The 11,644-nt window shown below is 73.5% G+C and carries 12 protein-coding genes and 2 pseudogenes; 11 read left to right on the top strand and 3 right to left on the bottom strand.

Annotated elements, in window-relative coordinates:
• Positions 1–268: 268 nt before the first annotated feature.
• From AB1460_RS32745 to AB1460_RS32710, 8 genes are all read left to right on the top strand, one after another.
• On the top strand, positions 269–964 hold the full coding sequence (locus AB1460_RS32745) for an NADPH-dependent F420 reductase (RefSeq protein WP_368966049.1): 696 nt from the start codon (positions 269–271) through the stop codon (positions 962–964).
• 178 nt (positions 965–1,142) lie between these two features.
• Positions 1,143–2,810, top strand: coding sequence for a zinc metalloprotease HtpX (locus AB1460_RS32740; protein ID WP_368966047.1), 1,668 nt, complete (start codon positions 1,143–1,145; stop codon positions 2,808–2,810).
• A gap of 196 nt (positions 2,811–3,006) precedes the next feature.
• On the top strand, positions 3,007–3,336 hold the full coding sequence (locus AB1460_RS32735; RefSeq protein ID WP_368966045.1) for a hypothetical protein: 330 nt from the start codon (positions 3,007–3,009) through the stop codon (positions 3,334–3,336).
• A complete protein-coding gene (locus tag AB1460_RS32730; RefSeq protein WP_368966043.1) occupies positions 3,333–4,157 on the top strand; it encodes an SGNH/GDSL hydrolase family protein in 825 nt (274 codons plus the stop codon). The genes AB1460_RS32735 and AB1460_RS32730 overlap by 4 nt, the downstream gene beginning before the upstream one ends.
• A 93-nt stretch (positions 4,158–4,250) precedes the next feature.
• Entirely contained in the window at positions 4,251–6,161 is a 1,911-nt protein-coding gene (locus AB1460_RS32725) for an erythromycin esterase family protein (protein WP_368966041.1), read from the top strand.
• 57 nt (positions 6,162–6,218) lie between these two features.
• Positions 6,219–6,611, top strand: a complete 393-nt coding sequence (locus AB1460_RS32720) for an ArsR/SmtB family transcription factor (protein ID WP_368966039.1) — start codon at positions 6,219–6,221, stop codon at positions 6,609–6,611.
• Positions 6,608–7,117 (top strand): SRPBCC family protein, encoded by a 510-nt coding sequence (locus AB1460_RS32715; protein WP_368966037.1) that lies wholly within the window; start codon positions 6,608–6,610, stop codon positions 7,115–7,117. The genes AB1460_RS32720 and AB1460_RS32715 overlap by 4 nt, the downstream gene beginning before the upstream one ends.
• 220 nt (positions 7,118–7,337) lie before the next feature.
• On the top strand, positions 7,338–7,751 hold the full coding sequence (locus AB1460_RS32710; protein WP_368966036.1) for a nuclear transport factor 2 family protein: 414 nt from the start codon (positions 7,338–7,340) through the stop codon (positions 7,749–7,751).
• Positions 7,752–7,804: 53 nt separating this feature from the next.
• On the opposite strand, the pseudogene AB1460_RS32705 reads toward AB1460_RS32710, so the two are convergent.
• Both AB1460_RS32705 and AB1460_RS32700 read right to left on the bottom strand, forming a co-directional pair.
• Positions 7,805–8,029 (bottom strand): annotated as a pseudogene (locus AB1460_RS32705) (helix-turn-helix domain-containing protein); the annotation flags it as partial.
• Positions 8,017–8,130 (bottom strand): annotated as a pseudogene (locus tag AB1460_RS32700) (AraC family transcriptional regulator); the annotation flags it as partial. The pseudogenes AB1460_RS32705 and AB1460_RS32700, both read right to left, overlap by 13 nt.
• A 313-nt stretch (positions 8,131–8,443) precedes the next feature.
• On the opposite strand from AB1460_RS32700, the gene AB1460_RS32695 reads away from it, so the two are divergent.
• Genes AB1460_RS32695 through AB1460_RS32685 form a run of 3 tightly spaced genes read left to right on the top strand, consistent with a single transcriptional unit; the run spans position 8,444 to position 10,754 of the window.
• Positions 8,444–8,653 (top strand): hypothetical protein, encoded by a 210-nt coding sequence (locus AB1460_RS32695; protein WP_368966056.1) that lies wholly within the window; start codon positions 8,444–8,446, stop codon positions 8,651–8,653.
• Positions 8,602–9,654 carry an amidohydrolase gene (locus AB1460_RS32690; RefSeq protein WP_368966052.1) on the top strand — a complete coding sequence of 351 codons (1,053 nt, stop codon included), beginning with the start codon at positions 8,602–8,604 and terminating at the stop codon, positions 9,652–9,654. The genes AB1460_RS32695 and AB1460_RS32690 overlap by 52 nt, the downstream gene beginning before the upstream one ends.
• Positions 9,655–9,683: 29 nt before the next feature.
• A complete protein-coding gene (locus AB1460_RS32685; RefSeq protein WP_368966050.1) occupies positions 9,684–10,754 on the top strand; it encodes a DUF5937 family protein in 1,071 nt (356 codons plus the stop codon).
• 19 nt (positions 10,755–10,773) lie between these two features.
• Here the strand turns inward: AB1460_RS32685 and AB1460_RS32680 are convergent.
• The coding region (locus AB1460_RS32680) for an RNA-guided endonuclease InsQ/TnpB family protein (protein ID WP_368966034.1) at positions 10,774–11,644 on the bottom strand (871 nt) is incomplete at its 5' end.

The raw sequence follows: 11,644 nt of genomic DNA, 5'->3' as shown, positions 1-11,644 counted from the left end.
GCCCCCGCCCCAGACCGAAGTGACCCCGCTCCTGTGGAGGTCGATCCGGACCCTGCCTAGTTACGGCCGAAAGAAGCAGCGGCGGCGACGTCAACGACGTTCCGCTCAGGGCGGACGACCGGTACTGGATAACGGAAATCAACCGCTATGAACGTGGATTCCCCGGGTATCGGGTGGGGCCCGGGCCTCACCCGCCCGAAACCGGCCCACGACCGCGGCGGCGGCTGGTCGGGGAATGGCGAGCGCGACGGGGGAAGTTGCACGGAGCATGACGACGCTGGGACTGATAGGCAGTGGAAACATCGGCGGAACTCTGGCAAGGCTTGCCGTGAACGCCGGTTATGACGTGGTACTGAGCAACTCCCGGGGGCCGGAGACCCTGCAGGATCTGGTGTCCGAGCTCGGGCCGCGCGCCCGGGCGGCGACGTCGACCGAAGCCGCCGCCGCCGGCGACCTGGTGGTCGTGACGGTGCCGCTGCGGGCGTACCTCGCCGTTCCGGTCGAGCCGCTCGCCGGCAAGGTGGTCATCGACACGAACAACTACTATCCGGAGCGCGACGGCACCATCGACGCGCTCGAGAACGAGTCGACCACCACGAGTGAGCTGCTCGCGGCACATCTGCCGACATCCAAAGTGGTCAAGGTGTTCAACAACATCTATTTCAGGCACCTGCTGACCCTCGCCCGGCCGAGTGGTGCCCCCGACCGCTCGGCGCTGGCCATCGCGGGCGACGACGCGGACGCGAAGGCGACGGTGACCGCGTTCCTCGACGCCATCGGCTACGACGCCGTGGACGCCGGGCCGCTGTCCGAGGGATGGCGGTACCAGCGGGACACCGCCGCCTACGCGGGTCTTTACGCCGGTGGCGACGGCATCACCGGCGAACCTCACCCGACCGGCCCCGACACCGTGCGGACCGCGCTGGCCGCGGCGCGCCGTTACGCGGAGACGACCGCCGGCTGACGCCCCGGCCACCGCCGAGCAGCGAGACGTGCCGGGAGAGGTCCTGAGATCAGCGGCGCTCCTCCTCCCCCCCGAGCCACCAAGCGCATCCGGACGAACTTGCTCCACCTTGAGCGGGTTTTCGGTAGCTTTACGTGGCCAGATGGAGCGTCTGGGTTGTTTTCCGGGGGTGGGGCCCATGACCGGTCATGTCTGGCGGCGTTCGATGGCCGCGCTGTCCGTGCTGGGCGGTGTCCTGGTCCTGGCCTGCTGGCTGCTGGCGGCCGTCACGCCGGTGCCCGTCCTGGTGCCGGTGACGATCCTGTTCGGCCTGACCCTCGTGCAGTTCCTGGTGGGCCCGCGCGTGATCGAGTGGCTCGTTCCGGCCCGGGAGCAGACCAGCGACGGCGACCGGTACCTCAGCGACGAGCCGGTTGCCGGCATTGTCGCGCGGCAGTGCCGGCTGGCCGGCATTCCACTGGTCCGGCTCGGGATCATCGAGGACGGTGACCCCAACGCCTTCACGTTCGGCCGGTCCCGGCGGGATGCCCGGGTGTGGATCTCCCGTGGCCTGCTCGACCGGCTGGACGAGCGCGAGGTCGAGGCCGTGGTGGCGCACGAGATCGGCCATATCCGGCACCGCGACGTCGCCGTCATGACGGTGCTTTCCGTGATCCCGGCGTTGATGTACTACGCCGGGGCCGGTACGCGCTGCGGGAGCGGCAGCGACCAGTCCGGGGACAACGACCCGGTCCGCCTGATCGGGCTCGCCGCGTACCTGGTCTCCGGTGTGGCGCTGCTGTCCTTCTCCCGCGCCCGCGAGCTCGGTGCCGACCACGCGTCCTGCGCGGCCACCGGCGACGGCGACGCCCTGTGCTCCGCCCTCGTCAAGATCGTGTATGGGATGAAGGAACGCGATCAGGACCTCGCCGCCCGCGTCCACGCGCTGCGGGAGAGCGATGAGAAGCGCGCCGCCCGCCGCCTGGCCCGCCGGGAAAGCAGGGTTCGGGCCGTCGGAGCCCTCGGTATCGCCAGCGACGGGTCCGCACCCTCCGTCGAGCTGGTCGGTCCGGAGCTGCCGCCGGAGCGACTGGTCCGGGCACTGCGCTGGGAGATCGCCAGCCCGTGGGCGCGCTGGCAGGAGATCTTCTCCACCCATCCGCTCGTCCCGACCCGCATCGCCGCACTGGAGGCGAGTGGCCTGCCAGGCGCGCCGCGGGTGTGGCGGGGCGCCCGGGACGCGGCGCGGGTGAGCACCGGCGAACGGATCCGGGCCCGCGGGCAGTTCCTGGTGGAGCTGCCGATCCATGTCGGCGGCTGGATCTGCCTGGGTGCGGCGCTGTTCGTCGGCCGGATGGGGCCTGACCGGGTGAACCCGATGCTCGTCGCGGGCCTGCTGGCAGCCGCCGGGGTGCTGCTGGTGATCCGGGCCTGTCTGCGGGCGCCGCTCGGTGCCCCGGAGCCGATCGAAGGCGTCGTCGGGCTGCTCGACCGGCTCGATGCCGGCCCGCTCAGCGCGATCCCGGTCCGCCTGCGCGGGACGATCGTGGGCCGGGGTGGCTTCGCGGCCTCGCCCGACCTCGTCCTCGCCGACGAGAGCGGGACGGTGCCGCTCCTCTACCTCAACCCGGTGCCGGGCAGCCGGCTCCTGTTCGGGCTGACCCGCGCCGAGTCCTTCGTCGGCACCGAGGTCGAGGTGACGGGCTGGTACCTGCGGGCGCCCAGCCCGTACGTCGAGCTGCGTACGGTCAGCCCGCTCGGCGAGGCGCCGGGCGGCACTGTCCGCTGCTGGCTGTTCGCCGCGCGCTACCTGACCTCCGCCGCGGTGCTCCTCGTCAGCGCGCTGCTGTTCGCGTACGTGTCCTGAGCCGCGTCGCGTACGTGTCCTGAGGCGTACACCGGACATCCCAAGGATCTTCTGGCGGAGCCCTAAGGATCCGTTAGGGCTGGCGTTCTGTGATGTTGACGGCCGGCGGCGCCGCGCCGCGACGTCCGCCGCGCCGCTTCCGGAGACGCCAAGCTGTTCGCGGAAGCCGAGCTGTTCGCGGAGAAGGAGCCCAGCCATGAGCATCAGGGACCGTTGGCTGCTGCGGCGCCACGCCGAGCGGCGCACCGTGCTGGACCGTGAGGCGACACCCGACGACCTCGGCGACCTGCGCCGCTTCGTCGGGGAGCACCGGGGCGTCGAGTTCTTCGCCGAACCCGAGACGACCGCCACCGACGCGACGGTGGTCGCGGTCGACGGCGACGGCGCCTGGATCAGACGCCGGGTCGGCAGCCCGGCCGTGGCCCGCCGTCTCGCCCGTGACCTCAAGATCCCGGTGTACGACGCGGCCGTGGTCGGCTACCCGCGGCGTATGAAGGAGTGGAACCGGACCAACCGCCCGGCGTGAGCGAGGACCGACGTGCCGGCCTGGTCCCGGGCGGGCGGTATGTGGCGATGGGCAGCTCCTTCGCCGCCGGATCGGGCATCGGTCCCGACATCAGCGACGGCTGCCTGCGCTCGGCGCGCAGCTACCCGCGCCTGCTCGCGGCCCGACTCGGGCTGGCCCTCACCGATGTCACCTGCGGCGGTGCCACCGTCGCGAACCTGCTCGCCACCCCGCAGAACGGGCACCCGCCGCAGCTCGAGGCGGTGACGGCCGACACCGGGCTGGTCACCATCACGGTCGGCGGCAACGACCTGGGGTACGCCGCGGCCGCGCTGCTCTGCTCCGACGCGGCGGCGACCGGCCGACCGTGGACGGGCCTCCCCCGCCCGGCCGAGACCGCCGCCGCGGCGGCAGCACTGCGCAGAGGCCTCGTCCAGCTGATCACGACGATCGCCACCACCGCCCCGGCCGCACGGGTGTACCTGGTCACCTACCCACGGCTGTTCCCGGATCCGCCGGTCACCTGCACCGGCAACAACATCAGCGGCCCGGACAGCGAGCGGATCGCCGCGATCGGGTTCGCCCTCGACACCGCCTTCCAGCACGCCGCCGCCGACACCGGCACACCGCTGGTGGACGTCTACGCCGCCAGCGCCGGGCACGACATCTGTGCCGCGCCGGGCAGCCGCTGGGTGGAGGGCTCCGACGCCACGGGCATCGGCTACCACCCGAACGCCGCCGGCATGGCCGCCATCGCCGCCCTGGTCGCGGACGCCCTCATTCGGTCCGCGACCACCCCCGAGCGCGCGAGCAGAACGGCGCGGGACGGGCACACCAGGTAGTGCCGTGACGGACAGGGAGGGACAGGGAGGCGCGGAGGGAGGCAGGGAGCGAGCCAGCAGCCGGCCGACCAGCAGAGACGGACGGGGAGAGCGATGTCGACGATGCCACCCGGGCACGACACGACTGGCGGTCAGGTGTTCCGTGACCGCCGCGACGCGGGCCGGTTCCTGGCCGGCCTCCTCGAGCAGTACCGGTGCGACCCGGCGGTACTGGTGATGGGCGTGGCGCCGGGCGGCCTGACGGTCGCGTTCGACGTCGCGCGGGAGCTGTGCGCGCCGCTCGACACGCTGGTGGTCAGAAAACTGATGGTCGGGCAGCTCCCGACGACGCCCCCGCGTGGGGCAGCTGGCCTGGCACTGGGCGCGGTGGCCGGCGGCGGCACGGTCGTTCTCAACGACGACGTCGTCCGGGGGCTGCGGCTGGCGCCGGAGCTGATCGAGCGGCTTGTCGAGATCGAGCGCCGCGAGCTGCGGCGGCAGGAGGAGGAGCTGCGGTCCGGGCTCCCGCCCGCCGAGCCGGCGGGGCGGACGGTGATCCTCGTCGACGACGGGCTGTCGACCGGTGTCGCGCTGCACGCCGCCGTGCTCTCCCTGCGCCGGGCGCGGACGGGCCGGATCGTCGTAGCGGTGCCGGCGGCGCCCGCCTCCAGCTGCCAGCTGCTCGACGCGCTGGCCGACGGAGTGGTCTGCGCGACCACCCCGTCGCCCTGTTCCGCGGTGGGGCCGTCGTCCTGGGGCGGCGTCGCGAGCAGGGACACGGGGGTCCGTGATCTGCTCCGCGCGGCCTCGGCGACACGGTTGCCAGCCGGCTCCGGGGTCTTCCGCACCGAGCCGGCGATCGTGCGCGCCGAAGCCGTCGCCGCCGGCGGCGGGATCCCTCCGGATGACGCGCTGTTCGCCCTGGTCGGTGACGCGGACATGGTGCTGCTCGGCGCGGCGGCCCACGGCACCTTCGAGTTCCACGCGGCCCGGGCGGCGATGACCCGGCGGCTGATCGAGGAACGCGGGTTCACCGCGGTGGCGGTGCCGGCGGACTGGGCGGACGCCTCGCGGGTGAACCGTTTCGTCCGCGGTCTCGGTGCGGGTACGGACGGCCCGAGCGAGTCGAGCGTCACGGCGGACGCGGCCGTCGCGGCGGCCGGAACGGACGCGGCGGGTGGGGCGGACGTGTGCGCGGAGGATGCGCTCCGGGCGTTCGCGCACTTTCCCGGCTGGATGATGCGCAACCGGGTCGTGGCCGACTTCGTCGCCTGGTTGCGGGAGCGCAACGACCGGTTCGGCGGGTACGAGCCCGCCAAGGCCGGTTTCTACGGGCTGTGGGCCGACGAGGGCACAGCGGACGCGGACCCGCGCCACCCGATCTTCGGCGGCAGCACGACCTGGTGGAACGCGGGTGAGCGGCGGATGGCCGATGCCCTCGACGACCTGATGGCCCGGCTGGCCCACCACCGCTCGGCCCCGACGAAGATCGTGGTCTGGGCGCACAGCTCCCATGTGGGCGACGCGGCGGCGACGGAGCTGGCCGCGCTCGGCCGGGTCAGCCTCGGGCAGATCGTCCGGGCGCGGTACCCGGGGCGCTGCCGCCTCGTGGGCCTCACCACCTACGCCGGGGCGGTGACCACCGCGGAGAACTGGGGCAGCCCCGCCACCAGCACGGAACTCAGCCCGGCCCTCCCCGGCAGTCTGGAGGAGATCTTCCACGAGGTCGGCGAGACGGACTTCCTCATCGCACCCCGCGGCCGCTCCTGGGCCACCGAGGCACTGGCCTCGGCCCGGCTGCAACGGGCGGTCGGCATCCTGCACCGCGCCGACGGCGATCCCCGGGACGGCTACTTCCGGGCCCGGGCCGCCGACCAGTTCGACGCGATGATCCACATCGATCGGACACACCCGCTGCGTCCCCTGGACGAGCCCACCGCCCCCGACGCCCCCGACGTCCCCGGCGTCCCGGCGCGGGAACCCGCGCACGTGCACCCGGCCCGGCCCGGCGGCCCGACACGCTGACCAGGCCGGCAGTACCGGTGAGGGCCAAACTGGTAACTCCTGGGTTACCCTTTCGGCGTGGACGTCTTCGCCGCGCTCGCGGACCCGGTGCGGCGGGGGTTACTCCTCCAGCTCGCCGCCGGGCCGCAGCGAGTCGTCGACCTCGCCGCGGCGCACCCCGTGTCCCGCCCGGCGATCAGCAAGCATCTGCGGCTGCTGGCCGGCGCGGGGCTTGTCCAGGTCACCGACCACGGCCGGGAACGCCACTACGCGCTCCGACCGGACGGGCTGGCCGACGTCCGCGCGTTCCTCGGCCAGCTGGCCTCCCCCACCGCGTCCGCCCTGCTCAGCGGCAACGCCCTTGACGCCCTCGGCACCGAGATCCGGCGCACCGCCCGCGACCGCCGGGCCACGCCCCGCCACCGCGACCGCGACCGCGACCGCGACGAACCAGACCAGGAGACCGCGTGACAGCCACCCCCACTCCAGCGCCCACCGGCCGGCTCGAGCAGCGCGGCGAGGGGCACGTTCTTCTCCTCACCCGCACCTTCCGCGCGCCCGTGGAGGACGTCTGGGCCGCCGTCACCGAACCGGACCGGCTGGCGCGCTGGATCGGCACGTTCACCGGAGATCCGGCCGCCGGCCGGGTGATGTTCCAGATGACCGCCGAGGAGGGCGCGGCACCCGAGGAGATGGAGATCCGGGAATGCACTCCGCCGCACGCCCTGAAGGTGACCGCGCACGTCGGTGACGACCACTGGCTGCTCGACATCGAGCTCACCGAGAACGACGGCATCACCACACTGACCTTCTCCCAGCCCGGTATCGACCCGGCCGCCGCGGAGAACGTCGGCCCCGGCTGGGAGTACTACCTGGACCGACTGGTCGCGGCGGAGTCCGGCGGCGATCCGTCCACGATCGACTTCGAGCGCGACTACTACCCGGCGATGCAGGAGTACTACCAGAAGCAGATCTGACAGCAGTCCGAGTTGTCGCGTCCCCGGCGTGGATCACCGTCCCGCCGAGACGGGTCCTTCCGTGGATCATCGCCCGGTCGGGAAAGGCGCGCGCCGGACCGCCCCCGGCAGCCAGAATGGCGCCTGAGACCAGGCTGGCGGAGCCGAGGTCGGGCTGGCGGAGCCGAGGTCCGGGCTGGCGGAGTCACCGGTGGGAGAAGTCGGCGCAGGAGAGGCGGCCATGGACGACATCGAGGCGATCAGGCAGCTCAAGGCCCGGTACTGCCGACTGCTCGACACGAAGGACTGGGACGGTTTCCGCGCGCTGTTCACCGACAAGGCGGTGATGGACACGACGAGCTCCGGCGGCAACGCCCTCACCGGTGGTGACGCGATCGTGGACTTCGTGCGCCGGGCCCTCACCGAGGCGGTGACCGTCCACCACTGCCACACCCCTGAGATCACCGCCACCGCACCGGACACGGCGACCGGGATCTGGGCGATGGAGGACCGGGTCCGTTTCCCCGACGGTACCGACCTGACCGGCTACGGGCACTACCACGAGACCTACGCGAAAACCGACAGCACCTGGCAGATCAGCTCACTGACCCTGACTCGCCTGCGCGTCGACTTCGCCCGCCCCGACAGCGCCTGACCGCCGACAGCGCCCGGCACCGGGCAGCACCCGACCCCCGGCAGGCCAGCCGATCACGGGCGGGACACTCCGGCGGATGCGGATGCGGAGGCGGAGGCGGGCGCACGGACGGCGGCCCGGTACCGGCCGGGAGGCTGGGCGCGGGTGCGGTGGAAGGCACGGTTGAAGGCGTACACGGAGGTGTAGCCGACCGAGCGGGCGATGGTCTCCAGGGTGTCGTCGGTGTCACGCAGCCGGCGGGCGGCCAGGTCCATCCGCCACCGGGTCAGGTAGGCGCCGCGGAGGCGTAGGCGCCGGGGCGGGCGAGCGCACGCGGATCGCTCGCCAGGACGTGCTCGGCTCCACCGGGGAGCAGCACGACGTCCCCCGGTGTCAGCTGGCACGCCGGGTGGCCGGCGCCCCAGCCAGGCGGTTCCCGAGGTCACCGCGTGGAAAGCCGCGCCGCGCCGAGGCCAAGGCAGCGCTGAGCACCGGCCCGAGCCTGGTCTACCCGTGACCTCCTCCCGGGCCTGAAGACGCGGCGATCCCGGCGGTTACAGCGGTTACAGCGATTACCCGCGGCGCGGTAACTCCCCGCCGGTGGCTCGGGCATGGGCGCAGTATCGGCGAGGCGGCGACACGGCGCGAGCAGGCAGGCGCGCACCGTTCACCTTCTGTCGCCGGTTGTGTGTCTCCTCCTGATGGGAGCCCCCATGCCCGCGGTCACACCGACGTCCCCGGCCCCCTCTCTGGAAGCCCTCACCGCCCAGCTCACCGCGCTGCGCCCGCGGCTGGATGCGGTGAGCCTGGCGATCCACGCCCGTCCGGAGCTGAAGTTCGCCGAGTTCCACGCCCAGGCGTTGCTCAGCAGCTGGCTGGCCGAGGCGGGCTTCTCGCTGGTGCTGCCCGCCGGGGGGGGCTGAGCACGGCGTTCGTCGCCACCCATGCCGGGAGCCGGCCGGGGCCGTGCGTCGCCGTCCTCGCCGAGTACGACGCGCTGCCCGGCATCGGACACGGCTGCGGCCACAACCTGATCGGCGCCGGCGCGGCGGCCGCCGCGATCGCCGTCGCCCGCGCGCTGCCCGACCACCCCGGCACGGTGCTGGTTGTCGGCACGCCCGGGGAGGAGATGGGCGGCGCCGGCAAGGTCCGGCTCGCCGCGGCCGGCGTGTTCGACGGCGTGGACGCCGCGGTCATGTTCCACCCCGGAGACCACTCGCTGACCGGCCGGCCCGGCCTGGCCGCCGCGCATCTGCGCGTCGCGTTCACCGGGCACAGCGCGCACGCCGCCGTCTCCCCGTGGCGGGGCCGCAGCGCGCTGGCGGGCGTCCAGGTGTTCCTGGCCGCGCTGGACGCGCTGCGTCAGTTCATCCCGCCGACGGCCCGGGTGCACGGCATCGTCTCGGACGGCGGCCAGGCCCCCAACGTCGTCCCGGCGCGCGCCGCGGTCGACCTGTACGTCCGCGACCGCACCGCCGTCTCGGCCCGTGAACTGGTCGGACGGGTCCGGCAGGCGGCGGCGGGCGCCGCGCTCGCCACCGGCACCGAGGTCGACGTCTCCGAGACCGGCCCGCTGTACGAGGAGCGGCGCAACAACACGGTGCTCGCCGAGCGCTTCGCGACGGCGGTGCGCGCCCTCGGTGTGGAGATCGCTCCCGGCGACCCGGACAGCCCCGCCGGCTCGTCCGACATCGGCAACCTGTCGCAGCTCATGCCGGTCATCCACCCGTACATCCAGGTCGCCGAGACGGGGACACCCGGCCATTCGGACGCGATGCGCGAGGCCTCCGCGACACCGTTCGCCCACGACCGCACCCAGGTGGCAGCCGCCGGCCTGGCCCGGGTCGTCGCCGACCTGCTCACCGAGCCGGAGCTGCTCGCCGCCGCCCGCGAGGAGTTCGCGGCGGCGCGGCCCAGCCGATGAGATCCTTACCGACATGATCGGGATGGCGAATCCGCCAGCCGGAGCCGGCGAGACCCGCCACGCACGGCCGGTCGGCCGCCCGTGTCCGTAGTGATGTCCTCGCGGGAGGCGGCGCCGACCGGTTCACCGTCGCCGTCCCCCCACTGGCGGAACTCGCCGCGAGCCTGCACGTGCTCACCGGGATCGAGCACCATCCCGAACACGCGCCCTGGGCCGAGCAGGTGCTGCGCAGCGCCCCCTCCGCCTTCCACACCGGGCTGCGCCGGTTCGCCCCGCTGTGGACGGCGCTGCGCTGGCGCGCCTTCTACCCGGGCTGCCCGGGGCAGCCGGGATCCGACGACGGCATGGGCGGCGGCATGGGCGGCGGCATGGGCGGCGGGCCGCTGGCCAGCTCAGGGAACAACGGCGGGCCGGGGCTGTGGGCCCCGGTGACGGGGCTCGGTCTGGACGAGTTCGCCCGGCTCACCGCCTACACCTGTGCCAGCGGATATCACGGATTCGAGTTCACTCGCGTCCGCCACAGCCCGAAGCAGGCAGCCGTGCTGCGCCAGACGTCCGGCGCCCTGCCCGAGCCGCACCTCGCCCTCGCGGAGGACCTGCTGCGCGACGCGGACGCGCTCCGCACCGACCTTGTCGCCTTCCTCGACCTCTGCGTACGCGTGTTCTTCGCCGATCTGTGGGCGAGGACCCGCCCCGTGCTCGCCCGAGCCGCCGACCGGCTCCGGCAACGGCTCGCCGACGAAGGGCCGGCCTCCGCGCTGCTGTCACTCAGTCCGTCCAGCGCCCGCCTCGTCACCGCAGCGGCCGGACCGGCCGCGACGGCGACGGCGGAGCCCGTTCGGGTCGTCCTCGACAAGGTGCACCATGCGGTGCTCAGTCCAGCCCGTTCCCCCGTCCTGCTGATCCCCACCCGCTACGGCGCCCCGCACCTGCTCGTCAAGAACGAGCCGGGCCTGCCGCCGGTCGTGCACTTCCCCGTCGATGCCCCCGAGATCGGCGCCACCCTCGCCCGCAGCCGGCTGCTCGCCCTGACCGACCCGCCTCGCATGCGGCTCTGCCGGCTGATCGCCCGCCAGGCCTTGACGTCCTCCCCCTCGTGAGCGAGGGGGATTCCAACTCCTACACACCCGCCAGGGGAGGTGCGCGGTGTTGAGGTTCGCGGTTCACGGGCACGGCCAGCGCCGTGCCTCCCCGCGCGGTCACCGCACGTCCTGCGGCGATGTTGCGTGCTGCGTTGATGTCCGCGTTGGCCGTGTGCCCGCAGGCTCCGCACCGGAACACCGCTTGACTCTCACGGTTCCCGGATGCCGTGTGCCCGCAGGCCGAGCAACGCTGACTCGTATAGGCCGCCGGGACCCTCTCCACCCGGCCCGGCGCCTTCTGTTCGAGGCGTTGAACGAGCAGGCCCCAGCCGGCCGCGAGAACCGACCGGTTCAACCCGGCTTTCTGCGCCACGTTGCGGCCCGGCTCGGCGACCGTGCCCCGCGCCGACCGGGTCATACCCGCGATGTTCAGATCCTCCACCCGGATCAGGTCGTACCGGCGAGCAAGACCAGTGCTGGTCTTCTCGACCCAGTCCCTGCGCCGGTCGGCCTCCCGGGCCTTCACCCGGGCGATCCGGCGACGCAGCCGGGTGCGCCGGGCGCTGCCCCGCCTGGCCCTGGACAGCCGCCGGGCCAGCCGGCGGAGCCGTTCGGTCTCCTTCGGCCGCAGCCCCGGGCACCTCAGCAGCTCTCCCGTGGACAGCGCGGCGGACACCGCCACCCCACGATCAACCCCGACGATCCCTCCCGCGCCAGGCGGGGCGACGGGTGCGGGAGCGACGGCGAACGCGACGTGCCAGCGACCCGCCCGGTCACAGGTGACCCGGTAGGACCTGAAACCCGGAACCACCCGCGACACCCGGAACCTCACCCAGCCGACCTTCGGTACCCAGCACCGGGACCACCTCCGGTTCAGCTTCTCCACCCGGGCATGTCTGCCAACGACC

This window comes from Parafrankia sp. FMc2 (assembly GCF_041008525.1).
Taxonomy (GTDB): Bacteria; Actinomycetota; Actinomycetes; order Frankiales; family Frankiaceae; genus Parafrankia.
The sequence above is the reverse complement of the archived record's forward strand: the minus strand, read 5'-3'. Positions and strand labels throughout refer to the sequence as shown.

What these genes read in the sequence shown, in the direction of transcription:
- AB1460_RS32745 (WP_368966049.1), top strand. Translation starts at nt 269, where the DNA reads ATGACGACGCTGGGACTGATAGGCAGTGGAAACATCGGCGGAACTCTG.
- AB1460_RS32740 (WP_368966047.1), top strand. Translation starts at nt 1,143, where the DNA reads ATGACCGGTCATGTCTGGCGGCGTTCGATGGCCGCGCTGTCCGTGCTG.
- AB1460_RS32735 (WP_368966045.1), top strand. Translation starts at nt 3,007, where the DNA reads ATGAGCATCAGGGACCGTTGGCTGCTGCGGCGCCACGCCGAGCGGCGC.
- AB1460_RS32725 (WP_368966041.1), top strand. Translation starts at nt 4,251, where the DNA reads ATGTCGACGATGCCACCCGGGCACGACACGACTGGCGGTCAGGTGTTC.
- AB1460_RS32710 (WP_368966036.1), top strand. Translation starts at nt 7,338, where the DNA reads ATGGACGACATCGAGGCGATCAGGCAGCTCAAGGCCCGGTACTGCCGA.
- AB1460_RS32695 (WP_368966056.1), top strand. Translation starts at nt 8,444, where the DNA reads ATGCCCGCGGTCACACCGACGTCCCCGGCCCCCTCTCTGGAAGCCCTC.